Source organism: Nereida ignava (assembly GCF_001049735.1).
GTDB classification, from domain to species: Bacteria; Pseudomonadota; Alphaproteobacteria; order Rhodobacterales; family Rhodobacteraceae; genus Nereida; species Nereida ignava.
Genome location: NZ_CVPC01000006.1, coordinates 163,627 through 188,369, shown reverse-complemented (window position 1 = coordinate 188,369; position 24,743 = coordinate 163,627). Strand labels below are relative to the sequence as shown.

General features: G+C 55.1%; 23 protein-coding genes. 8 read left to right on the top strand and 15 right to left on the bottom strand.

Annotation, left to right across the window (positions count from 1 at the left end):
- Positions 1-26 precede the first annotated feature (26 nt).
- Complete coding sequence (locus tag NIG5292_RS07875) at positions 27-251, top strand: hypothetical protein (protein WP_143081960.1); 225 nt, start codon at positions 27-29, stop codon at positions 249-251.
- A gap of 22 nt (positions 252-273) precedes the next feature.
- On the opposite strand, the gene NIG5292_RS07870 is transcribed toward NIG5292_RS07875, so the two are convergent.
- The 3 genes from NIG5292_RS07870 to NIG5292_RS07860 form a co-directional block, all read right to left on the bottom strand.
- Entirely contained in the window at positions 274-2,565 is a 2,292-nt protein-coding gene (locus NIG5292_RS07870; protein WP_048598964.1) for a glycosyl hydrolase family 28-related protein, read from the bottom strand.
- Between the two features lie 184 nt (positions 2,566-2,749).
- Positions 2,750-3,160 (bottom strand): DUF4864 domain-containing protein, encoded by a 411-nt coding sequence (locus NIG5292_RS07865; protein WP_053084850.1) that lies wholly within the window; start codon positions 3,158-3,160, stop codon positions 2,750-2,752.
- 48 nt (positions 3,161-3,208) lie between these two features.
- Positions 3,209-4,855: a lysine--tRNA ligase gene (locus NIG5292_RS07860; RefSeq protein WP_048598963.1), complete on the bottom strand. Its 1,647-nt coding sequence runs from the start codon at positions 4,853-4,855 to the stop codon at positions 3,209-3,211.
- 166 nt (positions 4,856-5,021) lie between these two features.
- On the opposite strand from NIG5292_RS07860, the gene NIG5292_RS07855 reads away from it, so the two are divergent.
- Complete coding sequence (locus NIG5292_RS07855) at positions 5,022-5,453, top strand: tellurite resistance TerB family protein (protein WP_074842091.1); 432 nt, start codon at positions 5,022-5,024, stop codon at positions 5,451-5,453.
- On the opposite strand, the gene dacB is transcribed toward NIG5292_RS07855, so the two are convergent.
- Entirely contained in the window at positions 5,450-6,910 is a 1,461-nt protein-coding gene (gene dacB, locus NIG5292_RS07850; protein ID WP_048598962.1) for a D-alanyl-D-alanine carboxypeptidase/D-alanyl-D-alanine endopeptidase, read from the bottom strand. The two genes, NIG5292_RS07855 and dacB, sit on opposite strands and share 4 nt — an antisense overlap.
- A gap of 65 nt (positions 6,911-6,975) precedes the next feature.
- Between dacB and NIG5292_RS07845 the strand changes: the two genes are divergently transcribed.
- Positions 6,976-7,803 (top strand): DMT family transporter, encoded by an 828-nt coding sequence (locus NIG5292_RS07845; protein WP_048598961.1) that lies wholly within the window; start codon positions 6,976-6,978, stop codon positions 7,801-7,803.
- Here the strand turns inward: NIG5292_RS07845 and NIG5292_RS07840 are convergent.
- Positions 7,800-8,405 (bottom strand): nicotinate-nucleotide adenylyltransferase, encoded by a 606-nt coding sequence (locus NIG5292_RS07840; RefSeq protein ID WP_048598990.1) that lies wholly within the window; start codon positions 8,403-8,405, stop codon positions 7,800-7,802. The two genes, NIG5292_RS07845 and NIG5292_RS07840, sit on opposite strands and share 4 nt — an antisense overlap.
- Positions 8,406-8,507: 102 nt before the next feature.
- Here NIG5292_RS07840 and ettA point away from each other — a divergent pair, with 102 nt between their 5' ends.
- Complete coding sequence (ettA, locus tag NIG5292_RS07835; RefSeq protein ID WP_048598960.1) at positions 8,508-10,163, top strand: energy-dependent translational throttle protein EttA; 1,656 nt, start codon at positions 8,508-8,510, stop codon at positions 10,161-10,163.
- A 277-nt stretch (positions 10,164-10,440) separates the two neighbouring features.
- A complete protein-coding gene (locus tag NIG5292_RS07830; protein ID WP_048598959.1) occupies positions 10,441-10,647 on the top strand; it encodes a cold-shock protein in 207 nt (68 codons plus the stop codon).
- 81 nt (positions 10,648-10,728) lie between these two features.
- Here the strand turns inward: NIG5292_RS07830 and NIG5292_RS07825 are convergent, their stop codons facing one another.
- The 3 genes from NIG5292_RS07825 to NIG5292_RS07815 form a co-directional block, all read right to left on the bottom strand.
- Positions 10,729-10,977 carry a hypothetical protein gene (locus tag NIG5292_RS07825; protein WP_048598958.1) on the bottom strand — a complete coding sequence of 83 codons (249 nt, stop codon included), beginning with the start codon at positions 10,975-10,977 and terminating at the stop codon, positions 10,729-10,731.
- A gap of 124 nt (positions 10,978-11,101) precedes the next feature.
- Entirely contained in the window at positions 11,102-11,305 is a 204-nt protein-coding gene (locus tag NIG5292_RS07820; RefSeq protein WP_048598957.1) for a dodecin family protein, read from the bottom strand.
- Between the two features lie 57 nt (positions 11,306-11,362).
- Entirely contained in the window at positions 11,363-12,028 is a 666-nt protein-coding gene (locus NIG5292_RS07815) for an arylesterase (protein ID WP_233488198.1), read from the bottom strand.
- A gap of 13 nt (positions 12,029-12,041) precedes the next feature.
- Between NIG5292_RS07815 and NIG5292_RS07810 the strand changes: the two genes are divergently transcribed.
- A complete protein-coding gene (locus NIG5292_RS07810; RefSeq protein ID WP_074842092.1) occupies positions 12,042-12,713 on the top strand; it encodes an ABC transporter ATP-binding protein in 672 nt (223 codons plus the stop codon).
- Positions 12,710-15,232, top strand: coding sequence for an ABC transporter permease (locus NIG5292_RS07805; protein WP_048598955.1), 2,523 nt, complete (start codon positions 12,710-12,712; stop codon positions 15,230-15,232). The genes NIG5292_RS07810 and NIG5292_RS07805 overlap by 4 nt, the downstream gene beginning before the upstream one ends.
- A gap of 41 nt (positions 15,233-15,273) precedes the next feature.
- Here NIG5292_RS07805 and gltX read toward each other — a convergent pair whose 3' ends face one another.
- The 3 genes from gltX to NIG5292_RS07790 are packed head-to-tail and all read right to left on the bottom strand — an operon-like array spanning position 15,274 to position 18,666.
- Complete coding sequence (gene gltX / locus NIG5292_RS07800; RefSeq protein WP_048598954.1) at positions 15,274-16,596, bottom strand: glutamate--tRNA ligase; 1,323 nt, start codon at positions 16,594-16,596, stop codon at positions 15,274-15,276.
- A 29-nt stretch (positions 16,597-16,625) separates the two neighbouring features.
- Complete coding sequence (locus NIG5292_RS07795; RefSeq protein ID WP_048598953.1) at positions 16,626-16,979, bottom strand: hypothetical protein; 354 nt, start codon at positions 16,977-16,979, stop codon at positions 16,626-16,628.
- Positions 16,969-18,666 (bottom strand): NAD+ synthase, encoded by a 1,698-nt coding sequence (locus tag NIG5292_RS07790; protein WP_048598952.1) that lies wholly within the window; start codon positions 18,664-18,666, stop codon positions 16,969-16,971. Before NIG5292_RS07790 ends, NIG5292_RS07795 begins: the two co-directional genes overlap by 11 nt.
- Positions 18,667-18,832: 166 nt before the next feature.
- On the opposite strand from NIG5292_RS07790, the gene NIG5292_RS07785 reads away from it, so the two are divergent.
- Positions 18,833-20,293 carry an MORN repeat-containing protein gene (locus tag NIG5292_RS07785; protein WP_053084849.1) on the top strand — a complete coding sequence of 487 codons (1,461 nt, stop codon included), beginning with the start codon at positions 18,833-18,835 and terminating at the stop codon, positions 20,291-20,293.
- A 19-nt stretch (positions 20,294-20,312) separates the two neighbouring features.
- Here NIG5292_RS07785 and NIG5292_RS07780 read toward each other — a convergent pair whose 3' ends face one another.
- The 4 genes from NIG5292_RS07780 to NIG5292_RS07765 all read right to left on the bottom strand — a co-directional run bounded on the left by NIG5292_RS07780 (position 20,313) and on the right by NIG5292_RS07765 (position 24,736).
- Positions 20,313-22,325, bottom strand: coding sequence for a M3 family metallopeptidase (locus tag NIG5292_RS07780; protein WP_048598951.1), 2,013 nt, complete (start codon positions 22,323-22,325; stop codon positions 20,313-20,315).
- 64 nt (positions 22,326-22,389) lie between these two features.
- Positions 22,390-23,427, bottom strand: coding sequence for a HesA/MoeB/ThiF family protein (locus tag NIG5292_RS07775; RefSeq protein WP_048598950.1), 1,038 nt, complete (start codon positions 23,425-23,427; stop codon positions 22,390-22,392).
- The gene (gene dut / locus NIG5292_RS07770; RefSeq protein WP_048598949.1) at positions 23,427-23,888 is read right to left on the bottom strand and encodes a dUTP diphosphatase; all 462 of its coding nucleotides are present in this window, start codon (positions 23,886-23,888) and stop codon (positions 23,427-23,429) included. The genes NIG5292_RS07775 and dut overlap by 1 nt, the downstream gene beginning before the upstream one ends.
- Positions 23,889-23,965: 77 nt before the next feature.
- The gene (locus tag NIG5292_RS07765; RefSeq protein ID WP_048598948.1) at positions 23,966-24,736 is read right to left on the bottom strand and encodes an SseB family protein; all 771 of its coding nucleotides are present in this window, start codon (positions 24,734-24,736) and stop codon (positions 23,966-23,968) included.
- Positions 24,737-24,743: the final 7 nt, after the last annotated feature.

Sequence of the window (24,743 nt, the reverse complement as noted above, 5' to 3'; positions counted from 1 at the left end):
AAGACATGCTGTCGTAGCAAGCTTGCATGAGTATGCACCGCACCTTTAGCCCCTCGACGGATTGGCAAACGCCAACCAGCATCACCCTGTCGCACATCGACCGGATGGAGCGTGACTTGCGCACCCTGCGCCGTGATCTGTTCGATCATCCGCGTGAGATGACGGGGCCTGTGACGGTGAAACTGGTGCAGACAGAAATTGCGCTGCAGGAACTACGTCTTGAGGTGACAAAACTTGGCCACGCCAACTAGCGACCGCAGCCAAGAACCAATACTAGACGGGCGTGTCGCACCGCATCGTCACATTAGCCCGCCCCCTAGTGGACTGACCCCACTTTAGTCGTACTTCAGATTTATCTGCACCTTGTTCAACTTGCGCCCAAGGCTGAGTGAAAACGTCTGAACTGCCAGATTTTGTTTGCTCAACGGGCTGCACCGCCTGAACTGCACGGGCCCATCCATCAAAGGGTAACCGCCCTGATGCAGATACGTTCCACGTTGCAGCATCGGTGTTTTGGTCATGATTTATCACAACAGGATTGATCGTAACTGTGCCAACATTGTTGAACGTGTTGCCATCAAAAACGATATTCCGATACCGCCCTTTAGCCAGATCAGCGCGGCTTGTATCAACCCGGTCGGCACGTTCGACATTGCCGTTTACCGCCTTGAAAACATTACCTTGAACCGACAATCCTTGGATAAAATGCCCAGCACCATAAGGGGCCACAACCAGCCATGAAAAGTCAGATCGCAAGTTGAGCGATATGAAGAAATTCCCGGAAATCGTCAGCCCACCAAACGAGAACTGGTTGGCAAAATCCGGAAAGGCCTCGTGCTCGTTGGTCATCTCAATATAGTTATTGTCGATATAGTTCCCCGTCACAGCACTCATACAATTCGGTTGCGTGAAGATCAGGCCAGCCTTGCGAATACCGTTTGAACCAGCATCCCCATGAAACCAATGATTGCCCGTCACCAAATTGCCTGCGCCAGACAGAACCGCGAAATGCTCAAACAACACGACGCGGTTGTTGCGCAGCTTGGGGTCGTTCGAATTGACGTTCAGCGCAGTTGTCACACGGTCTTCAACCTGAAGCGACTGCTCGTTCGACAGAAACTGACAACGGTCAACAATCATCCCCTGACAGCCACGATCAGCGGACGTGATCCCGCGGCTTTTCGGTTTGTTGATCAAACAATCAAGCACTTCGAACACAACGCCATCGGGCGCCAACATGATGCCACTTGCACGGCCTGAACACTGTAGTTGGATATTGTTCAAAACCATTTTCGATAGTTTTTCAAAACCACCAAAATCGAGCATATATTTGAAACGCGTGAACGTATAACTCTGGCTTGCCGCGGCCCCAAACAGCGGTTGGCATAGGGTCAACGTGTTTGCACTGGGGTTCACGGACGCCACATAAACCTCTCGGCCAACCCCGTTTCCACTTACCAACGACCCCACCTTGATAGACGCGGCGTTCACCACATTGCGCAGTTTATACGGATCATTCGGGTCATAGCTGGCACTTGCTGTTACCACATCATCGGCCCAGGCTGTGCTATCACGGGCTTCAAACATACCGTTTGCAATGACGCGCCGGACCTCAAACCGCGCACGATTAGGCACCAAAGCGGCCATATCAAGCGGTTCAGTCAATTGAACCTGCCGGCCACACAGATCAAAAACCTCATGATCTGCCCCGTTAAGCAGGGCCTGAAACCCCTTTTTGAAACCCACAACTTCATCGCCAAACGCATCGGCATAAGTCGGCAGATCGAAAGAGCGCCTAAGAACAAAACGGTGCTCAGGCAATTGGGTAATCTGGCCTTCAAACCGGATCTTGCTGTTGATCGTCACATCGCGGCCCATCCGGAAAACGCCGTCCGTCACCAAAACAGTACGCCCCTGCGCTGCCGCATCAGCCGCCTCAATCGCATCAGCATCATCAGCCACCCCGTCCCCGATCGCACCGAAATCCCGCACGTCCAAAACATCAAATGTTTGGCTAAAGAACAGCGGCGTCACATCTTCGATCCTAAGGTCATCAATGCGGATTACGCCACCGACCGGCCCCGTCAAATCTAGGCCGATATGCGCATATGCGGCGTCCATTCCCCATGCCATGTCCACACCAGGACGGCTACCCTGCCCCACGATTGCAGACACCTCAATCACGTTTCCGTAGGTTTGCAACGTCACCGCTGCCCCAGCCAGTTGCACCCCAGTCAAAGCATCATCCGAGGCATCAAAGACAGAGCCCGCAATCTGCACAGACGGCCGACTGCCGCTTACCGCTTTGATGCGCGCGCTCACTTTGTAGTAGCAACCCGTGGCAAGTGCGGTTTGGCACGTGAACCGCAATCGTTGGGTGCCGCCTTGGTTTTTTGTCAGCTGAAGGCAACTGCCAAAATCAGGATCAGATGGCACGACCACAGCACTGCTGTAGCTGGCGTAGGTTTCTGTTCCAAAAGTCCCATCTTCACGGGACCACTGGCCCAAGCCTTGCGAGAATGGTGCTGGGGACAAGCTAAAGCGGTCAGTAATTGCCATATTCATGAACGATATCCTTTCGTGGAACCTTGGCGTCAGACATAAAAAAACCGCACAAACGGGGCAGCCGTTTCTGCGGTCTCGTAATGTCAGCGCGGGCGTGTTGATCTGCTCTATGTGACCAACCTAGCGTCCGTTCGTTAAGCACATCTTAGGCGAGCGAGCGCGCCGATAGTGACGCGCGCAACACCTAAACGCCCACGTCCGGGGCTTCCAACACCTGCACGGCAGCAATTTTCCAACCCGCTTCCGTTTGCAGCATCATATAATCAAGGACATGCTGACCGCCGGCCACATCTGTCACACGGACTTGTTGCCAAACATGGCCATTCAGCACCCGCAATTCACCGAACCTGACCTGATCGTTGTTCCAAACCATAGGGTAGCCACGCTCAACCATCCGACCGAATGCATTGGGGTCTTGCCCAAACATTCGCCGAATATTCGGAGCCGCAAACGTCCACGCGCCGTCCACATTACCATCGCGAAAGGCATCCATCTGATTTGAAATGGTATCTTGAATATCACGTGTTGGCGTATCTTGCGCTGCGGAAAGCCCCGCCCACAAACAAAAGACCAGACCGACTAAAATACGAACCATGTGAACCTCCTCTGACTGAACCAAAACCTAAGTCAGAGGAGCGCTAGGTCAATTAATCAACCCACCTTCCAAGGCTTCGTCGATCAAATTTGCCGTTTCATCAACGCCGTAGAGCGCGATAAATCCACCAAAGCGTGGCCCCTGAGTAGCCCCAAGAAGCACTTCATAAATCGCGCCAAACCAATCACGAAGCGGCTCAAACCCGTGGTTCTTACCAACCGCAAAGACAATTGATTGCAGATCCTCGGCACTGGAGTAATCCAACTCAGCCACCGGATCATCTTTACCCATTGCTGCGTTTTTCGTCTCAATCATCTGACGTGCCAACGCGGGATCACGCAGCGCCGCTGCCATATCCGCCAAAGCCACACGTTCTTGATCTGTTGGTGCGCGGTAGGTTTTCTCAGGCTTCACAAAGTCGTTGTAGTACGCCACCGCATAGCCTGCCGCCGCATCCAAATCAGGATGGGTTTCTGCGGACGCCTCGGGCGCGTAGCGCTGAATAAAGCCCCACAATTGCTCTTTACCCTCGGCATTGGCCACAGCCGCAAGGTTCAACAACATTGAGAACGGCACAACCATGTCAGACTTCGGTGCAGTCTCACCATGGATGTGGAAAATCGGGTTCGCCAGCTTTTGCTTGGCATCTTGGTCCTCATAACCGCGCAATTGTTGATGATACTCATCCACCATTTTGGGGATCACATCAAAATAGAGGCGCTTAGCCGTCTTTGGCTTCTGATACATAAAATACGACAGGCTTTCGGGCGCCGCATAAGTCAGCCATTCCTCCATCGAAAGGCCATTGCCTTTTGATTTAGAAATCTTTTGACCAAGCTCATCATTAAACAACTCATACGACAGGCTTTCGGGTGCTGGCGCACCAAGGGCGCGACAAATTTTACCCGATTGGACAACACTGTCGATCAGGTCTTTGCCAGACATTTCATAATCCACCCCAAGGGCAGCCCAACGCATCGCCCAATCGGGCTTCCATTGCATTTTCACGTTACCGCCGGTGACGGGCACCTCAATGCGCTCGCCGTCGGGCTCTTCATAAACGATCGTGCCTTTCGCCACATTCCGTTCAAGCGTTGGCACCTGAAGCACGTGGCCTGTTTTCGGGCTTACGGGCAGAAAACACGAATATGTGGCGCGGCGTTCTTCACCCAGTGTCGGCAACATGATCTCTTGTATTTTATCAAAGCGCTCTAGGGCCGTCATGAGCGCTTCATCAAACTTTCCGCCAGTGTAGTAGTCGGTTGATGAGGCAAACTCATACTCAAATCCGAATCCGTCCAGAAAATCACACAGACGCGCATTGTTGTGCTGCGCAAAACCTTCATGGCACCCAAACGGATCGCGCACTTTAGTCAGCGGCAGGTTGAGGTCCTGCAACAGCTCTTCTTGCATCGGAACGTTGGTCGGCACTTTGCGGAACCCGTCCATGTCGTCGGAAAAACAAATCAGCGTCGTTGGAATATCACACAAAACTTCAAATGCGCGACGCACCATGGTCGTACGCGCAACCTCACCAAAAGTCCCAAGATGCGGCAGCCCCGACGGGCCGTATCCCGTTTGGAACAATACATAACCCTTCTCTGGGTCCTTACCCTTAAGCCGTTTGAGCACCCGACGCGCTTCTTCAAAAGGCCATGCTTTGGACTGTTGGGCTTCGTCGCGCGAAAGGCTCATCTGGGTATCTCCGGTTTTGATCGTCGGTGTACGTAATTGGACGCAGCGAGGGCGCGCAGATTAGCCGCGCGGTGGCACAACCCCGCGCACCATGCGCACTCCCTATTGCGAGGGCGGCCAGCCGTCAATAAACCAAGGGCAGAGCAGTCCAAAAGGAACACCCCTCGTGAACGCACAAGCCCCCCTAACGGCCCAAGACAGCCTTGCCGCACTGATGATCGCCGTTTCCGCGAGCGATGAAGATATTCGCACGGCTGAACTTGTGAAAATCACCAATATTGTGAATAACTTACCCGTCTTTTCGGGATATGATCCAGAACGCCTTCAAACCATTGGGCGCACCGTTTTTGACTTGTTCGATCAAGAAGACGGGCTGGACGCGCTCTTTGGCTTGATCCGCGACGCATTGCCTCAAACCCTGTACGAAACAGCTTACGCATTATCATGCGACGTCGCAGCCGCTGACGGATCGATTGCATCGCCCGAACTTCGCATGCTTGAAGAAATTCGGTACGAGCTTGAACTTGACCGATTGCACGCCGCCGCAATTGAGCGCGGCGCACGCGCGCGCCACATGACCCTACCGACCGCGCTTTAGGCCCGCCCCCAACGGTGCAACAGGCGCTGCTGCATTGACTTTGCGCGCCTGTTCCAGCCGGATGCACCGCGTGGCCTTTCCCTGTCTGACTTTTTGATTTTACCGCGCGCACCCAGATCGGCAGAGACAATCGCTAAGGCCCGCTTTGTACCTTGCGGGGTGGTGACGTAGCCCGCCAATGTGCTGACAAAGTTCAACGTGCCAGTTTTCGCCGTCACTTCGATGCCTTGCCCGTCAACGACTTTGCCGTTCGCATCGCGCAGCTTGATCGGCTTCATCAAGGCCCCGATGGGGCCGTTTGCGGCCGCGACTAAAATCTGCACCAAATCAGACGCACTGATCCGACTTCGATCACCAAGCCCTGAGTGATCAACCAGTTGTGCATCAACGCCAAAACGCTCCTTGCCCCATTCATTCATAGCTGCTGCAGAACTGCGAAGTGTCTTTGCGCCAGAGGCCTGCAGACCAATAACTTCAGCCGTCAAGTTGGTCGAAAACTTCAGCATATCGCGGCACATCTCGGAAAGCGGCACACTTGCATGCTGGACCAGAACACGCCCCTTTGCAGGGCGATCAGTCACCTGACCGGCGGGAAGCGAAATTCCCTTGGCGCGGGCAAGTTGACCAAAAACATCAGCTGCATAAAGCGCAGGTTGGCGAACCGGCAACCACCGTGCGCCACCCCCACCAAGTGCAGACCGGCTGACCGTCCAAGCATCACGTCCCTTTTCAAGAGCGTATCCGTAAACAGGAAAGTCACGCGAAACGATGCGCATCGTTGCCATCTCTACCGCAGGAGCATGACGTTTTGCGCGGGCATCCATGGTGGTACGATATCCATCCGCGCCGCGTCGCCATTCGAAATGCACACGATTGAAGTTCAGGTTCACGGCACCGATTGTGGGGTTATATCCTAAATAATCAGGCTGATCGCGGTCAATAAACGGGATTGCAGGCAGCGCGCTGTTTTGAACATAAAAACTGCCATCAATGCTGCGCACACCGCTCCTGTGAAGATCGGCAACCATTCGGCCAAGATCATCGGTGTTCAACGTCGGATCACCGCCGCCCACCAGCCACAGATCACCTCGCAACGTGCCGCCCTCAATCACGCCGTCGCTCACAAGCCGCGTGTTAAATCGGAAACCAGCTCCAAGTCGGTCAAGCCCGTAAAGCGCTGTCAGCATCTTTGCCACTGACGCAGGCGGTAGCGCTTCATCCGCTTGGAATTGCTCAATACTTACCCCGCTTGTCGCGTCGGCAACCGCAAATCCTGTGACACCACTAAGGCCTGCTTGGGCCACGATATCTGTGGCAGTGGGGTCAACTTTGCGGGCAAAATCATCAGGCCTTGCAACTGGGCGCGCTGACTTAGTTGGCGCAGTTGCACCCGCCGCCGTCGCCGTTGTTGCAAGAAGACCGGCCAGCAAGAACCGTCGGGAATACACACGCGTCATGAACCGACTAAAGCCCAGCAGTTGGCGCGTGACAACTCACAATCTGCGGCGTAACCACCTGCCTTATGTTACGCGCCACTCTTTTAATGTTCCTCGCCATGTCGCTGATCCCTGCAGGGGACACGGCCGGCAAGCTTCTGTCAAATAATTACGAAGTGCACCCGCTCTGGATCGCATGGAGCCGCTTTGCCCTTGGCGCGTTGATTGCAGCGCCATTCATGCCACGCGGGACATGGAGTGTTCTGCGCAACCCCAAGGTAGTTTTCCGCGCTCTTTTATTAGCGGGCGGTATTTCATGCATCCTAACGGCCCTGCGCACAGAGGACATCGCCAATGTGTTTGCTGCGTTCTTCATCGGTCCGCTACTGTCGTTCACCCTATCAGCGTGGCTGCTCAAAGAAAAAGTCACATGGGCGCAAACGGCTCTATTGCTGCTTGGGTTTTGTGGCGTCCTGTTGGTGGTCAAACCGGGCTTTGACTATTCACCGGGCCTCGGGTTCGCGGTCCTTGCAGGATGTTTTTACGGAAGTTTTCTGACCGCGTCGAAATGGCTGATAGGCGTCGCACCTGCACGCACGCTTCTGCTGAGCCAACTCCTGATCCCCGCAATTATCATGCTCCCTGTCGCCGCAGTTTTCTGGCCACAACTGAGCCTGCCCATTATGGGTCTGGCCACTGCATCTGCTGTTGGGTCCATGTCGGGGAACTTTTTGCTGCTTTTTGCCTATGCAATGGCCGACAGCACGCGGCTGGCCCCACTGGTATATTTCCAGCTAATCGCGGCAACCGTTTTGGGATGGACCGTGTTCGGCACTTTGCCCGATACGCTAACGCTTTGCGGTTTAGTGCTGATCATCGGCGCAGGTGTCGGTGCGGCAACTTTGCGTCGCTAATCGCGCTGCCACTCACCACGTTTCCTGATTTCGCTACTCGAAACAGACAGCATCGGTATATTCACAAAGGACCACGCAGGCGCGTCAGAGCGGCCCAAAAGCTGGCTTTGCCTGCCTTTCAACCGTGCAAAATCATAGATCTTGGCCGCCGGTGACGTGCGCGCCGATATACGATCCCCCGGGCGCGCCAACACCCCAACAGGTGTGGTCGCCAAAATACCTTGCCAGTCTTGCCAATGATGGAACTGGGCCAAATTATCCGCACCCATCAACCAAACAAACCGCACGCCAGGATACCGCAAACGCAGTGCATCAAGGGTTTGCGCGGTATATCTGGTGCCAAGGTGGGTTTCGATATCTGTCACCTCAACACGCGGATCGCACATAACTTGGCGGGCCGCCTGCAAACGCCGTTCAAGCGGCGCGGGCCCGTGCTCTTTCAGCGGATTACCAACTGAGACCAGCCACCACACACGGTCCAGCCCAAAGCGTTTCAACGCCTCTTTGGTGATGTGCACGTGCCCTGCGTGTGCGGGATCAAACGATCCGCCCAACAAACCAACAACTTGGCCCTGCCGCGCATATGGAAACTTCCGTGTCATGCGCACCTTGTCGAACACCCTCACAGTCCAGTCAATGCATTGCCCCCGCGACCATGCCGCGTTATCTGATGCCAACTTACCTTTTACTCGGAGATGTAACAGATGGCTGCCAATCAATTCGTCTACTTCATGGACGGCGTGTCCAAACAATACCCCGGCGGCAAAAAGGTGTTTGAGAACATCCGCCTGAACTTCCTGCCTGGTGTGAAAATTGGTGTGGTCGGTGTTAACGGCACAGGTAAATCAACCTTGATGCGCATCATGGCCGGTCAGGACAAAGAATTTACCGGTGAAGCATGGGCGGCAGAGGGCGCACGCGTCGGCTACCTCCCCCAAGAGCCTGATTTGGACCCAAGCCTTGATGTGCGCGGCAACGTCATGTTGGGCGTGAAGGCCAAGAAAGACATTCTGGATCGCTATAACGAATTGGCGATGAACTACTCCGACGAGACCGCCGAAGAAATGGCGCAGCTTCAAGACGAGATAGACAGCCAGAACCTGTGGGACCTCGATGCGCAAATCGATGTGTCGATGGAGGCGCTACGCTGCCCTGCGGATGATGCAGACGTCACAACCCTATCGGGTGGTGAAAAGCGCCGCGTGGCCCTGTGTCAGCTTTTGCTGGATGCGCCTGACATGCTGCTGCTTGACGAACCGACCAACCACCTTGACGCCGAAACAATCGCATGGCTGCAACAGCACCTGATCGATTACAAAGGCACCATCCTGATTGTTACCCACGACCGTTATTTCCTTGATGCCATCACCGGATGGATTCTGGAACTGGACCGCGGCTCAGGCATCCCACATGAGGGTAACTATTCGTCATGGCTGGAAGCCAAAGCCAAGCGCATGGAACGTGAAGCGAAAGACGACAAATCCAAGCAAAAGACCCTTGAGCGTGAACTTGAGTGGATGCGCCAAGGCGCCAAAGCGCGCCAAGCCAAATCAAAAGCGCGGATTGCGGCCTACAACGAGATGGCCAATCAATCAGAGCGCGAAAAAGTCGGCCGCGCACAGATCATCATGCCAAACGGTCCCCGACTTGGTGACAAAGTGATCGAGATCGACAACCTCACAAAAGCCTATGGCGATAAACTTCTGATCGAAGATTTGTCCTTCTCGCTGCCTCCGGGTGGTATTGTGGGCGTCATCGGCCCGAACGGTGCGGGTAAATCTACATTGTTCAAAATGCTCACAGGCGATGAACAACCAGATGCGGGATCCGTTAGCTACGGCGACACAGTTGACCTTAGCTATGTGGATCAGTCACGTGACGCGCTGCCCGACGATAAAACCGTTTGGGAAGTAATCAGCGACGGCAACGACATCATCATGCTGGGTGACGCTGAAGTGAACAGCCGCGCGTATTGTTCGTCGTTCAACTTCAAAGGCGGCGACCAACAGAAGAAAGTCGGCGTTCTATCAGGTGGTGAGCGCAACCGCGTTCACATGGCCAAGCTGCTGCGCGCCGGTGGCAATGTTTTGCTGCTCGACGAACCGACAAACGACCTTGATGTTGAAACGCTTCGCGCCCTTGAAGATGCGTTGGTCGACTTTGCTGGGTGCGCTGTGGTCATTTCACACGATCGCTTCTTCCTTGATCGGATTTGCACCCACATTTTGGCATTCGAAGGCGAAGCGCATATCGAGTGGTTTGAGGGTGGCTTCACCGAATACGAAGAAGACAAAAAGCGCCGCCTTGGGCCCGATGCCTTGGAACCAAAGCGCGTCAAATACAAGAAATTCGCACGCTAAAATCCTGTTTAGCGCGACTGTACATTAAGGATACGCTTGGCCAAATAGCGGCTCGGCGTATCCTAAACACCACATATCGTGGCCAGGTCAGCCGTGAATTGCTGATCAAAATGCTTTCCCCGATTTCCCTTGCTTTATGAGGGTCGCCACCCCATATGGGGTTTAGCTACGTTATGCACTCGATCCCTGTCTTCCCTTACCGGCTACAGTCTTTCGATCCCTGACTAAGCCGACGTGCTGCAATTTCGCGGGCACGAATTTAAAAGGAGACACGGATATGGCTACTGGCACCGTGAAATGGTTTAACACTACTAAAGGCTACGGCTTTGTTGCACCCGATGGCGGCAGCAAGGACGTTTTCGTTCACATCTCTGCTGTTGAGCGTTCAGGCCTCACTGGTCTTGCTGACAACCAAAAAGTAACATTCGACATCGAAAGCGGCCGTGATGGCCGTGAGAGCGCGATCAACATTGCCCTAGCGTAAGTCATTGTACTTATAATGGAAAAGGCGCCCATCCAATTGGATGCGGCGCCTTTTTTATGACTAAATCTAACCGTCCCGGTATTAGTTTAGGACTTGGCTCCAAAACATGTAGCACGGTGTGATGAACGCAAAAGCGATACAGAATTTCGCTGAAAGACCGCCCGCCCAATCCAACAAAGGTGTGCCCCCATCAGATGTCTGATTTGCGCGCATATCTGCGACCGTCGCACTTGGACGGTACACGCGGTTATGCGCCTGAAGGCTTTCCATAGCCTGTGCGTAGACGCGGGCTTGGCGGGTTTGTTCATCGATGTTGTGCATAGAATTCATTTTGCGGCTCCTCCGGTGTTGATCCGTAACATGGAACGATTTTTCCACCCGCCAAGACCCAAACGGCAAAAAAGGCTACCAACCGCATGACAACGGACCTTCAAGTCGTTCAACTGTCAGAAAATCAGTCTTCCAGAACGAAAGTAACTTTCAAAACAACACGGTATTCATCGATTTTACCGTCTGAAACAGTTACTTTTTGATCCTGCACCCACGCGCCCGTTACGTTCTTCAGCGTTTTGGCTGCACGCTCAACGCCGGTTTCTATTGCATCATCAAATGACTTTTTCGAACTTGCGATGACTTCGGTTACTCTTGCAACACTCATACTCGTTACTCCTTATTTACAATACTCAAAAAGCCTATGCGCCTAAGGCTTGCCCGTCTAGTCGCCATCGATCAGCGCCGCCACCGACGGCCCAACAACCTTTACGATTTGCGCAACACCCTCTGCGTTCGGATGGATTGCATCGGCCTGCATGAACGGCAGCACATCCCCCTCAAACGCCGTGAAAAAGCCGGGGTGATAATCCGCACCGAAACGCGCTGCGATATCTGCGAAAATTGGATCAAACGCCGCCTTATAATCAGGCCCGTAATTTAATGGCGCTTCAATCCCCACCACCAACACAGCCGCACCGGAATTTGCAGCCTGCTGGACGATGGTGTCCATATTCTGCCGCACGACACTTGGATCAATGCCGCGCAGCATGTCGTTGCCGCCAAGGGCAATCACAATTGCATCAACCTGCTCGCTCAACGTCCAGGCAATGCGCGCCGCACCACCTTGGGTCGTATCACCGGAGACACCCCCATTCACAAGCGTCACCTCGGTTCCGTTTGCCTGCAACCAGCTCTCTAATTGTGGCACAAGGCCCTGCTCGGCAGGCAACCCATACCCTTGAACAAGGCTGTCACCAAAGATCACCACGGTACTTTCGGCACGCGCACCACAGTGCCCCATGCCAAGGCCCAGAGCCAAGATCGCAAGAATTGTCATCATCAGGTTGCGCAGCGGCAATACCGCCCCATATCCAGTTGTGATCCCCATGAAAGGCCCCTCAATGTCTAACCCGATCCTGTCCCTCAGAGATGTGCACCTTTCGCTAAATGGCAATGCAGGGATGGTGGATATCTTGCACGGCATCAGTCTTGACGTGACAAAAGGCGAGACATTGGCGCTGATAGGCCCATCGGGTTCGGGAAAATCATCACTTCTCATGGTAATGGGCGGGCTCGAGCAAGCAACTGGCGGCACGATCAGCGCAGTTAACCAAGACCTCACCAATTTGGACGAAGACGCACTTGCCGCGTTTCGACGGCACCACATGGGCGTAGTGTTTCAGTCTTTTCACCTTATCCCGACCATGACGGCGCTTGAAAACGTGGCCGTTCCGCTTGAACTGGCGGGTGAAAGCGATGCCTTTGACCGCGCTCAAGCGGAGCTGGAAGCAGTCGGCCTTGGGGCGCGGGCGGATCATTATCCCAATCAGATGTCGGGGGGCGAGCAACAGCGCGTGGCCCTTGCGCGTGCCCTTGCGCCGCGTCCGGAAATTTTGCTGGCGGACGAGCCGACGGGCAATCTTGATGGCACCAACGGTGAGGCCGTCATGGACCTTCTATTTGATTTGCGCGACCGTCACGGTGCGACCCTCATCATGGTCACCCATGCGCCTGAATTGGCGAACCGCTGTGACCGCGTGATCCGATTACGTGACGGACGGTTGGACCAATGAAAACTGCATGGATTTTTGCAACACGTGAACTGCGCAGTGGCTTGCGCGGCTTTGGTATTTTTCTGGCCTGCCTTGCGCTCGGCATCGCCGCGATTGCCGCCGTGGGCAGCACCCGGACGGCCATCCTCAAAGGCTTAGAACGGGACGGGGCAGCACTGCTTGGGGGCGACGCAGAACTGCAATTTACCTACCGTTTCGCCACAGCTGATGAGCGTGCTTGGATGCAAAGCCAAGCCATTCAAGTGTCCGAGATTACTGATTTTAGATCTATGATTGTGGTCCCGTCGGGAGCCGATACGTCACCAGAGCGGGCATTAACCCAAGTCAAATCAGTCGATGCAGCCTACCCCCTTGTGGGCGAGGTTAAATTATCCCCTGAGATGCCGCTTGATCAGGCAATTGCCGCGAATGGTGCGGTGATGGAGCGTGTCTTGGCTGACCGCCTTGGGCTGATGATCGGTGATAGCTTCAGCATTGGTACCGGCACATTCCGCCTTTCAGCTATTTTGCAACGTGAGCCTGACAATGCCGGCGGTGGTTTCGGCTTGGGCCCGCGTACATTGGTGCGCACTGAAAGTCTGGCAAACGCGGGCCTGCTACAAACCGGCACTTTGTTCGACACGAAATACCGCATGCTGTTGCCGGAAGGCACCGAACTTGCGGCCCTTGAGCGTGACGCAGAACAACGCTTTGCTAATTCAGGGCTACGCTGGACTGATGCCCGCAACGGCGCGCCAGGTGTTCAGCAGTTCGTTGACCGGCTTGGTGCCTTTTTGGTGCTTGTCGGGCTATCTGGTTTGGCGGTCGGGGGCGTTGGTGTCAGCGCGGCCGTGCGCAGCTACCTCGAGCGGAAAACATCCGTAATCGCGACGCTCAAAACATTGGGCGCATCACGCTCAACCATCTTTGCCACTTACGCTATTCAAATCGGCCTGTTGACGATCTTGGGCATCGCTATCGGGCTTGTGCTTGGCGCGGCACTTCCACTGGCCCTCGCGCCCATTATTGAAGCCCGCCTGCCGGTTCCCGCCGAGTTTGCAATTCACCCCAAACCACTCATCGAAGCTGCTATTTATGGCGCATTTGCCGCTGCAATCTTCACGCTTTGGCCTCTTGCGCGCACGGAAAATATTCGCGCAGCCACGCTATTTCGGGACGCATTAGGACACGACAACGCACTGCCACGCAAAAGATACCTGTTTCTGACTGCGGGGTTGGTCGCAGCGTTGGTGCTTAGCGCCATCGCATTTTCAGGCACTGCGTTCCTAACCCTTTGGACCGCAGGGGGCATTATCGCTGTACTGGGTGTGCTTGCTTTAGCCGCGCGCGGACTGCGAGCGTTGGCGGCAGCCGCAACCAAAATGCGCGCGTTGCGCGGGCGGCCTGCCTTGCGCCTTGCCCTTGGTGCCATCGGCGGGCCACGTGAACAAGCAAGCTCAGCTATTCTGTCATTGGGTCTTGGCCTTTCCGTGCTTGCCGCTGTTGGGCAAATTGACGGCAACCTGCGCGGCGCAATCGCGCGAGATTTGCCAGACGTCGCCCCCAGCTATTTCTTTGTCGATATTCAGTCTGACCAACTTAACGGCTTTAACGCGCGGCTGGCGGGTGACCCTGCGGTGTCTCGGGTGGATACTGCGCCAATGTTGCGCGGCGTCATCAGCAAGATAAATGACCGCCCCGCCAAAGAAATCGCAGGTGATCATTGGGTCTTGCAAGGTGACCGCGGCGTCACATACGCGCAAACAGCCGCAGACGGGGTGACAATCACGCAAGGCAGTTGGTGGCCCGCAGATTATACAGGCGCACCGCAAATTAGCTTTGCCGCCGAAGAAGCCGAAGAGATGGGTCTTGTCCTTGGGGATACGATGACGATCAACATTCTGGGGCGTGATATCACAGGCACGATCACATCGTTTCGGGAGGTGGACTTTTCGACTGCAGGGATTGGCTTCATCCTGACCATGAACCCTGCTGCACTGCAGGGCGCACCGCACAGCCACATCGCAACAGTTTACGCCACACCCGAGGCCGAGGCCGAAATTTTGCGTGACCTCGCAGGAACATTCCCCAACATCACCGCGATCAGGGTCGCCGACGCAATTGCACGTGTGGGAGAGCTTTTGGCAAGCCTTGCTGCGGCCACATCCCTAGGGGCATCAGCCACATTGATTACAGGCTTTTTGGTCTTGATCGGAGCCGCAGCAGCAGGTGTTGATGCACGTACGTTTGAGGCAGCAGTCCTCAAAACCCTCGGCGCATCAAAAGGCGTTATCCTGAAAAGTTTTGCGTTGCGTGCAGGGCTTTTGGGTGCGGCCGCGGGCACAATCGCGCTGATTGCGGGGCTGACTTTTGCATGGGCCGTCAGCACATTTGTGATGGAAACCAGCTTTGCGATTGTCTGGGGTAATGCGTTGGCCATTATCATCGGAGGCGTTGCAGCCACGATGCTGGCGTTCCTAGGCTATGCTTGGGGGCCGCTGAAGGCACGCCCCGCAGGCATCCTGCGCAGAGGAAATTAGGGCGAAGGTGCGGGGCGGTCTTGCGCCCCGCTATACCTGCTTTAAGCCTTCGCCCGGATCACTTGCAACAGAGGCAAAAGCGCAGACATGTCAGGGCCGTGCTGCATGCCGGTTAGCGCCTTGCGTAATGGCATAAACAACCCGCGACCCTTCCGGCCAGTTTCGGCTTTTACAGCTGATGTCCACTGACCCCATGTCTCAGCGTCAAATGGAGCATCTGGCAACAACGCCATCGCTTGGGCAACAAACTCAGCATCTTCGTCGTCAACAACAGGGTCTGCGCCCTCGGAACAAAGCGTCCACCACTGGGCCAAATCTGCCTTTACGGTGATATTATCCTTCGCAACCGCCCAGAACTGCGCCTGAAGCTCTGCCGGCACACCTAACCCGTTCAGATCATGCGTCACGGCGTCAGCAGGCAGGCCTTGCAGCACATTCGCAGTCAGCGGGAACAGATCATTCTCATCAAATTTTGTCGGTGCAGAGCCAAACTTGGTGATGTCAAAGCCGTCAACCAATTCATCAATTGAGCCGCGCAACTCAACCGGATCAGACGAGCCGATGCGCGCCAAAAGCGACAACAACGCCATCGGTTCAACACCGCGTTCACGAAGATCGCGCAGCGCAAGTGTGCCCAGACGCTTCGAAAGCGCCTCTCCCTGCGGTCCGGTCAAAAGAGAGTGGTGCGCAAAAGTTGGAACAGTGCCACCGATTGCTTCGATCATCTGGATTTGGGTCGCAGTGTTGGTCACGTGATCAGAGCCGCGCACAACATGGGTCACGCCCATGTCGGTGTCGTCAACAACCGATGCCAAAGTGTAAAGCACCTGACCGTCACCACGGATCAGAACCGGATCACTTACGGATGCCGCATCAATGCTGATGTCGCCCAAGATACCATCGGTCCAATCAATTCGCGACTGGTCGAGCAAAAAGCGCCAGTGACCAGAACGCTCAGCGCGCAACGCGTCTTTCTCAGCGTCACTCAACGAAAGACCCGCACGGTCATAAACCGGAGGTTTGCCCATGTTGAGTTGCTTTTTACGCTTCAAATCAAGTTCGGTAGGCGTTTCGAAACACTCGTAAAACCGACCAATGCCACGCAGCTTGTCTGCCTCAGCCGCATAGCGGTCAAGGCGGTCTGACTGACGCTCCATCCGGTCCCATGTGATGCCAAGCGATTCTAGATCTTGCTGAATCGCATCCACATACTCTTGCTTTGAGCGCTCTGGATCAGTGTCATCAATCCGCAGAATGAATGAGCCGTTGTTCTTGCGCGCAATCAGATAATTAAAAAGCGCAGTGCGCAGGTTACCAATATGCAAAAAGCCAGTGGGCGAAGGGGCAAAACGAGTCGTGGTCATCGGAAATTCTCCTGTTCGCGCGGGATGTCTCACACCCTTGGGCGCTTGTCTAGTTTTCGCCATGCCACGGCACCAAGCAAAGCTATCAATAGCACCCCTGTTGCCCAAGGTGCGCCGCGACACCCCTCTGAATAAAGCTGCCCTGCGACGGTGACATTTGCAAAGAGCGTCTCAACCTCACCTAGCAAAGCAAAAGACACCACCACCAACGCAGCATACCGCATCAAAGGTGTCGGCCATGTCAGCGACAACGCAGCAAGAACCAATGCGGCGACACCCACGGGATGCGTTGCGAAATACCCCACTTCGGCCAGCGCACCAACGGCCCCGTCTGTCGGGGACCAATCAGGCCTTAAGCGGGGGCACAGCGCATCAGCTACCATCGCGCCAACGGTTCACAATCGGATAGCGGCGATCAAGCCAAAACGCTTTTTGGCTCAGCCTTGGTCCCGGCGCGGACTGGAAGCGTTTATACTCACTGATATAAACCAAATGCTCGACGCGCTTGACCACATCGCGGTCAAAGCCCGCAGCGACACATTCAGCAACCGACCGTTCCTCATCGATGAGCATTTCAAGGATCGCATCAAGAACTTCATACTCGGGCAAGCTGTCGCTGTCTTTTTGATCCGGACGCAACTCTGCTGTCGGCGGCTTGTCGATCACACGTGGCGGAATAACGGTGCCTTCAGGGGCCATCATCCAAGGGCGGTGGTTGGCATTGCGCCAACGGCACGTCTCAAACACGCGGGTTTTATACATATCTTTGATGGGGTTATAACCACCCGACATATCACCATAGATGGTCGCATAGCCAACGGCGACTTCGGATTTATTACCCGTTGTCAAAAGCATCTCGCCAAATTTGTTCGACTGGGCCATCAACAAAAGCCCCCGCAAGCGTGACTGAATATTCTCTTCTGTCAGTCCCTCATCAAGTCCTGCAAAAAGTGGTGCAAGGGCCTCGGTCACTGCGGCGCGCGGGCCTGCAATGCTGACCTCATCGAGCTTACATCCAAGAAGGTTCGCAACTTCACCGGCATCATCAAGACTTTCGCGGCTGGTATATTCAGACGGCAACATCACGCAACGCACGTTCTCAGGGCCAAGCGCATCCGCCGCGATGGTCGCCACAATCGCGCTGTCGATGCCGCCTGACAAACCAAGCAGCACTTTAGAAAATCCGGTTTTGCCCATGTAATCCCGCAGACCCTCAACCATGGCGCGGTAATCTTGTTCTTCTGTGCACGGTTGCGCGGTTATCTCACCCACCACGGCACGCCAGCCATCTGCGGTGCGCGTGAAATCAATGTGACTAAGCGCTTGATCAAAAAGGGGCATCTGAAGGGCAAGTGCGCCGCCTTTGTTCAACACAAACGAGCCACCATCAAAGATCTGATCGTCCTGTCCACCAACCATATTGAGGTACACCAGCGGCAAACCTGTCTCAACAACACGGGCCACCATGTGGCTCATCCGGACATCAAACTTACCGCGAAAATAGGGCGAACCGTTCGGAACAAACAGCATCTCGGCGCCGCTTTCTTCCATCGCCTCAGCCACATCTTCGTGCCACGCATCTTCGCAAATCGGAAAGCCGATACGAACACCGCGCACAGACATCGGTCCCTGAAGCGGCGCAGATGTGTAGTGGCGGACTTCGTCAAAGACGTTGAAGTTTGGCAGCTCATGCTTGTGACCCACGGATGTGATCTCGCCGCCATCCAGCAGATAGTACGCGTTAAACAACTGACCGTCTTTGCTTTGCGGCCCACCAATTGCCATCGCTGGTCCGTGCTTAACACGCGCGGCCAACGCTCCGATCTGGGCCATCGCATCGCGCACAAACTGCGGCTTTAGAACCAAATCCTGCACCTGATAACCGGTGATAAACATCTCAGGCAACATGATCAGGTCTGCACCTGCCTCACGCGCTTCTTGCCACGCATCAAAGGCAAGCTGCGCATTGCCCGCCAAATCCCCAACCGTTGGATTTAGCTGCGCCATTGTCAGCCGAAAGTTATCCTCGGCGCGTGTACGCGACCCTTTTTGACCGACCAGATCAGACATTGCCGTCCCTTTTTTCGAAAACCACGCTTTGCTTTAGCAGATGTAGCCCCAAGCGAAAGGCCTGCCAATTTGCGATGCGCAAAAGTCGTTGTTCATTGCTCGTTGCTGATTTAGGCTTTCGCCAAGGGGCATCAATGGCCCTGCCTAGACTTTCGGGGGAACTACCGTGCAGCGCAATACCGCATCCGTCCTTGCGGCCCTTTTGGCCGCCACCTCTTTGGCCGCAGCACCTGTGGCTGCACAAAGCACACAGACAAAGCAGTATGAAAATGGCGGTGTCTACGAGGGAACTTTCAAAGACGGCAAGCAACATGGCATGGGCCGCTACACTTTACCTAACGGATATGAGTACGAAGGCGAGTGGGTTAACGGCACGATAAGCGGCCAAGGTACGGCACGCTTTCCCAACGGCTCGCTGTATGTGGGTGAGTTTCAGAACGGCCAACCCAACGGCTTTGGCAAAATCACTTTCACCGATGGCGGCACCTATGAGGGGGACTGGGCAGCAGGTATGATGACCGGCACTGGCCTCATTCTATACGATGGCGGTGTCGTGTATGAAGGCGGTGTGACAAACGGGCGGCACAACGGCATCGGCAAGATGCAAGACCCCTCCGGCTACATCTATGAAGGCGAATGGGTCGACGGGGTTAAATCCGGCTCTGCCAAAATCACCTACCCCGATGGCTCTGTATTCGAAGGCGAGATGGCAGATGGTAAGCGCGCTGGCCCCGGGACGCTCAAGACCGCAGATGGGCTTGTTTTTGAAGGCACATGGGTCAACGACCAGATGGAAGGCGACGGCAAGCTGACCCAAATCAACGGTGACGTTTACGAAGGCACTTTCGTAGCCGGCCAGCGTCAGGGGCAAGGCACCGTAACGTACGCAAACGGCGATGTTTACGTGGGCGCGTTCAACAATGATGCACGCCACGGCCAAGGCACGTTCACAAGCACGGACGGCTACAAATACGTGGGCAACTGGACCCGCGGCGAAATTGATGGCGAAGGTGTGGTGACTTATCCCGATGGCTCTGTTTACACAGGCTCATTCGTGGGTGGTCTGGCCGAAGGCACCGGCGAAATCATCTACGCAGATGGCAACACCTATTCGGGTGAGTGGGACGCAGGCGTTATTTCTGGCGAAGGGCGTGCCACCTACACCAATGGTTTGATTTACGAAGGCGGGTTCAAAAACGCGCGCAACCATGGCCAAGGCGTGATGACGTACCCTGATGGCTACCGCTATGAAGGCGCGTGGGAAAACGGGCAACGCAACGGGCAAGGTACCGCAACCTACGCAGACGGCACTGTCTATGTGGGCACGTTCAGCGCAGGGCAGCGGTCAGGCACAGGCAAAATCACCATGCCTGATGGTTTTATCTATGAGGGTGAATGGACCCGCGGCGAAATCAGCGGTCAGGGCAAGGCCACTTACGCAAACGGCGACATCTATGAGGGTTTGTTCGTTCAAGGCAAACGCCAAGGCGCGGGCACAATGACCTACGCCACAGGCGAAACAGCAAGCGGTGAGTGGGACAATGGCGCACTGCGCGAAGAGACAGCCTCAATCGAAGGCGCTGACGATACAGCTACAACAGAAGCTGAGGCGCAAGCGGACCAATAGGTCGCTCGCGCATGGGCCCTTAGGCGGCCAGTCCGCGCCCCTTAAGAAGGGCTTGCACACCAGGCAATCTGCCGCGGAAGGCAATATACAGGTCTTTCGGATCAACACTGCCACCTTTTGATAAGATGTGCTCCTCAAGAGCCTTGGCAGTTTTGCTATCAAATGCGCTTCCCGCGTCTTCAAAGGCTTCAAACGCATCAGCATCCATAACCTCGGACCACATGTAACTATAGTAGCTGGCCGCATAGTAACCGCCTGCAAACACATGGGCGAAATGCGGCGTGGCGTGGCGCATGCAGATGGCGGCGGGCATCCCGATCCGGTCAAGCGTTTCGGCTTGAGCCTGCATCGCATCAGCAGGTGGTGGACCGTCGTGGAAATCCAGATCAACCAACGCAGAGGCGACGTATTCAACCGTTTGGAACCCCATATTGTAGGTCGATGCCCCAAGAAGGCGCTCCCGCAAATCCGCAGGCATCGCCGCGCCCGTAATGGCGTGGGTAGCGAATGTCTCAAAGACTTCGGGCACCTCCATCCAGTGCTCGTAGAGTTGGCTCGGTAGCTCCACAAAATCGCGCGGCACTGATGTGCCACTTACCATTTCATACGTCACATCTGACAGCATCTGATGCAGCGCATGTCCAAATTCATGAAACAACGTGCGCGCGTCATCATAAGACAAAAGCGCAGGTCCACCCGAAGGTTTGGCAAAATTACACACGTTTAACACAACTGGGCGGACTTCTTTGTCCATCCGGTTTTGCGCCCGCATCGCAGAGCACCATGCACCAGAACGCTTTGACCCGCGCGCAAAATAATCCCCCACGAACACCGCGATATGCTTACCGTTGCGCGTCACATTCCACGCACGGCAATCTTCGTGATACAAATCCAGCTCGACAGGCTCAAAAGACAGATTGAACAGCCGGGATGCGCAAGAAAACGCAGCCTCGATCATACGGTCAAGCTGTAGGTAGGGCTTTAATTCAGCCTCATCCAAATCATGCTCTGCCTTGCGACGAGCCTCTGCATAATAATGCCAGTCCCACGCCTGAATTGGTCCTGCGTGACCATCTGCGACAAGCATCTGCTCAAGAACAATCGCATCTGCGTCCGCCGCCGCCTTTGCAGGGGCCCACACATCCATCAATAACGAACGAACTACATCAGCATCGCCCGCCATCTCAACTTCCAGCTTGTAGGCCGCATAGTCTTTATAGCCCAACATTTGTGCCAGTTCATGGCGCAACGAAAGCATTTCATTTGCCAGTGCGCGGTTATCCGTTTCGCCCCCATTTGCACCGCGCGCCACGTAAGCTTCATAAGCCGCTTTGCGCAAATCACGGTTCGGACAAAACTGCAAAAACGGTGTGATGATTGAGCGAGCAAGGGTGACAACGGGGCCGTCTACGCCTTTTTCCTGTCCCGCTGCGCGCATTGCATCGACCGCAAATTCCGGCAGGCCGTTCAGATCAGCTTGGGTAAGCTCCATAAACCAAGTCCGCTCATCAGACAGAAGGTTCTGACCAAACGCGGTTCCAAGGCTGGCAAGGCGTGATTTGATCTTTGCGTAGCGCGCACGGTCGTCCCCCTCCAAGGGCGCCCCTGCCCGCACATAGTTTTTGTAGCTCAGCTCCAAAACGCGGGCTTGTTCGGCGGTTAAATCTAAATTGGCACGCTGATCCCAAAGCGCTTGGTACCGCGCGAAAAGGTCCGCATTCAAAGAAATCTCAGAACTGTAATCTGCCAAAGCAGGTGAGAAATCGCGGCTCAGTGCCTCTCGGGTATCGTTAGAGACAGCGCCAGAAATCGTGTAGAAGATTGATAAGACCTTATCGAGATCTTCACCCGCGCGGGCCATTGCCTCAATCGTGTTTTCAAACGTAGCAGGTGCGGGGTCAGCTGCAATTGCTGCCACACCCGCACGCGCCTCGGCCAATGCCGCCTCGAAAGCCGGCGCAAACATGTCATCGCGCACCTTCGAGAAAGCCGGCATGTCAAAAGGTTCGGTCCATGTGGTCAATGCGGTCATAATATCTCTCCGGTAAACTACGCTTTAGTTTTATGTAGGCACGCACGCGCCGCGATGTAAGCGGCTACGTCGCGCTGCAGCACACGGTACAATTCTTATTGCGTGTAATTTTGATGTGGCGCGTTTGCGCATAAAGCGCATCGTAGATCAGCATTGATCCCGACAACCCCTCGCCCGCGCCAGTTATCTCTTTCACCGCTTCAACAGCCATCATCGCCCCGATAACGCCGGGTAAAGGCCCCGCCACGCCAGCTTCTGCACAGCTTGGCGCAAGCTTGCTGTCAGGTGCTTTAGGGAACACGCAAGCGTAACACGGCCCACCCTGAACATACGTGCTGATCTGCCCTTCCCATTGGGTCAGCGCTGCGGCAATCAACGGCTTACCGAGCTTCTGGCAGGTCTCGTTCACTAAATAACGAGTGTCAAAATTGTCGCTGCCATCAAGCACCAGATCGTAATCCGCAATTAAGTCTTCCGCCATATCAGCAGTCAGGCGGCGGTTATACGGGCGCACCGTGACAAAAGGGTTTTGCGCCTTTAAGCGCGCCGCAGCGCTGAACACTTTGGGCATGCCGATTGCCGCATCATTGTGTATGATTTGGCGCTGTAGGTTGGTGTTTTCGACAATATCATCATCAATAATTCCAAGCGTACCAACGCCCGCAGCACCCAGATACATCAAAGCGGGCGCCCCAAGGCCGCCAGCCCCAATCACCAAAACTTTCGCCTCTTTTAGAGACTTCTGACCAACGCCACCGATCTCTCGCAACACGATGTGACGTGCGGCGCGTTCCAACTCTACGTCCGCAAATAGCTGGCCAGTTTCAGGAACTTCAAAACTGACGGGATTTGTGCGCGCTCTGATCCACAACAAACCACGGCGGTAAGCCAGAACAAGCCCCACGAAAGCCGCCAGCAATATCCACAGCCGCGCATCGCCACCGGTGCCCTCGCGCAGCGGGTGACCATTTGGCAAAATGATGTGCACCGCTAAAACAGCAACAAACAACAAACCGATCATGATCCAGCGTGCTTGTTTCGGCGTTTGGGTGATGATGCCGAACACCCACAAAAACGCGGCCATTGAAAAGACAACTAACATCAGCTGCGCCCCGTCGAACCAAAGCCACCACTACCACGCGCCGTTTGCCCAAGTGCGCTTACCACTTTGAATTCACCCTGAACAACTGGCGCCACAACCATTTGCGCGATGCGATCAGCGTGCCTAATCACAAAAGGCTCAGACGATGTGTTCAGCACGATGACCCCTACTTCACCGCGGTAATCAGCATCAATAGTGCCGGGGCTGTTTAGTAGCGTAATCCCGTGCTTAAGCGCCAAACCACTGCGCGGCCGTATCTGCACCTCAAAACCCGCAGGAATTGCCATGCACAGCCCTGTCGGAACAAGCGCGCGCGCCGCAGGCTCAAGCACCAGCGCACCGCGGTCTGGCAAGTTGGCCCGCAGATCAGCACCGGCTGCCAACGTCGTCTCATACGCCGGCAACCCAAGCGACGTATCCGCCCCCTCTACCCACATCATCTCGATCATCGGTTGGCTCATCACGAACGGCCTCTCATCTTCTTCTGTTCAAAATATCCCAGAGCGCGAGACAGCGTCTCGCACCAGCATCCAACCACTTAGCGCAGTTTCGGCGGATTTGCAGGGTCCATCCCGGGTGCTTTTGGCGCCTCAGGCATCAACAACTCTGGCAGATCAAATTGCAGCCCCTCGGCCAGAAGCGCAGACACACTTGGATCGCGGGAGGCAAGAAACGCTACATCCAAGACACCCGCCTCAAGCCCCGAGAACGTCAGCGCTTCACCAACAGCGCGCGCCAGCGCATTCTCGGCACCCGCCGCCACATCAATAAATGCCAGCATATGCCCACGTGATCCGTCATCATAAGTGACACCAACTAACACAGCCTTTTGCGCAAGCCCCGTGGCAGTTGCCAGCTTTGCATCAAGTGCCGCGATCAAATCTTCTGGCAGCCCCTTGGGCGGTGTAATCTCTTTCGGCGTCGCGGTGACTTCTGTTGGCAGATTTCCAAGTGTCGCATGCAACCATTCAACCGCATCGCTTGGTATCAATATTTCGGACGACTGCCCCAAATTGACACCCATCCCAATGCCTTGTCCGCTTAACATCGCAGCCAATATGCGTCCCGACACAGCAACATAAGGCACAGGCCTTTCCGCAAATGCAGTCAGCCGTTCAATGCGATCAAATACCAATACGAACTGTCCGCCCTCAACATCGAACACGTCTGGCTCAACGTCTTCACCGTCTGCCTCTTGAAGCAACAGCATAAACAACTCTGCATCCGCTAACCGCTCATAAAACCGTAAACGCGCCGCATCAGAGGCATCCATATTTTCAAAAGCGATATCAACGGGCGTCTTGGACATGGGGGCC

Bases quoted from the DNA above. Each gene is read 5' to 3' on its own strand.
- ettA (WP_048598960.1), top strand. From the start codon at position 8,508: ATGGCTGCCAATCAATTCGTCTACTTCATGGACGGCGTGTCCAAACAA.
- dacB (WP_048598962.1), bottom strand. From the start codon at position 6,910: ATGACGCGTGTGTATTCCCGACGGTTCTTGCTGGCCGGTCTTCTTGCA.
- NIG5292_RS07830 (WP_048598959.1), top strand. From the start codon at position 10,441: ATGGCTACTGGCACCGTGAAATGGTTTAACACTACTAAAGGCTACGGC.
- NIG5292_RS07865 (WP_053084850.1), bottom strand. From the start codon at position 3,160: ATGGTTCGTATTTTAGTCGGTCTGGTCTTTTGTTTGTGGGCGGGGCTT.
- NIG5292_RS07775 (WP_048598950.1), bottom strand. From the start codon at position 23,427: ATGTTAGTTGTCTTTTCAATGGCCGCGTTTTTGTGGGTGTTCGGCATC.
- dut (WP_048598949.1), bottom strand. From the start codon at position 23,888: ATGAGCCAACCGATGATCGAGATGATGTGGGTAGAGGGGGCGGATACG.
- NIG5292_RS07825 (WP_048598958.1), bottom strand. From the start codon at position 10,977: ATGAATTCTATGCACAACATCGATGAACAAACCCGCCAAGCCCGCGTC.
- NIG5292_RS07840 (WP_048598990.1), bottom strand. From the start codon at position 8,405: ATGACACGGAAGTTTCCATATGCGCGGCAGGGCCAAGTTGTTGGTTTG.
- NIG5292_RS07875 (WP_143081960.1), top strand. From the start codon at position 27: ATGAGTATGCACCGCACCTTTAGCCCCTCGACGGATTGGCAAACGCCA.
- NIG5292_RS07780 (WP_048598951.1), bottom strand. From the start codon at position 22,325: ATGACCGCATTGACCACATGGACCGAACCTTTTGACATGCCGGCTTTC.
- NIG5292_RS07845 (WP_048598961.1), top strand. From the start codon at position 6,976: ATGTTACGCGCCACTCTTTTAATGTTCCTCGCCATGTCGCTGATCCCT.
- NIG5292_RS07815 (WP_233488198.1), bottom strand. From the start codon at position 12,028: ATGGGGATCACAACTGGATATGGGGCGGTATTGCCGCTGCGCAACCTG.
- NIG5292_RS07860 (WP_048598963.1), bottom strand. From the start codon at position 4,855: ATGAGCCTTTCGCGCGACGAAGCCCAACAGTCCAAAGCATGGCCTTTT.
- NIG5292_RS07795 (WP_048598953.1), bottom strand. From the start codon at position 16,979: ATGGTAGCTGATGCGCTGTGCCCCCGCTTAAGGCCTGATTGGTCCCCG.
- NIG5292_RS07810 (WP_074842092.1), top strand. From the start codon at position 12,042: ATGTCTAACCCGATCCTGTCCCTCAGAGATGTGCACCTTTCGCTAAAT.
- NIG5292_RS07805 (WP_048598955.1), top strand. From the start codon at position 12,710: ATGAAAACTGCATGGATTTTTGCAACACGTGAACTGCGCAGTGGCTTG.
- gltX (WP_048598954.1), bottom strand. From the start codon at position 16,596: ATGACCACGACTCGTTTTGCCCCTTCGCCCACTGGCTTTTTGCATATT.
- NIG5292_RS07765 (WP_048598948.1), bottom strand. From the start codon at position 24,736: ATGTCCAAGACGCCCGTTGATATCGCTTTTGAAAATATGGATGCCTCT.
- NIG5292_RS07870 (WP_048598964.1), bottom strand. From the start codon at position 2,565: ATGAATATGGCAATTACTGACCGCTTTAGCTTGTCCCCAGCACCATTC.
- NIG5292_RS07790 (WP_048598952.1), bottom strand. From the start codon at position 18,666: ATGTCTGATCTGGTCGGTCAAAAAGGGTCGCGTACACGCGCCGAGGAT.
- NIG5292_RS07820 (WP_048598957.1), bottom strand. From the start codon at position 11,305: ATGAGTGTTGCAAGAGTAACCGAAGTCATCGCAAGTTCGAAAAAGTCA.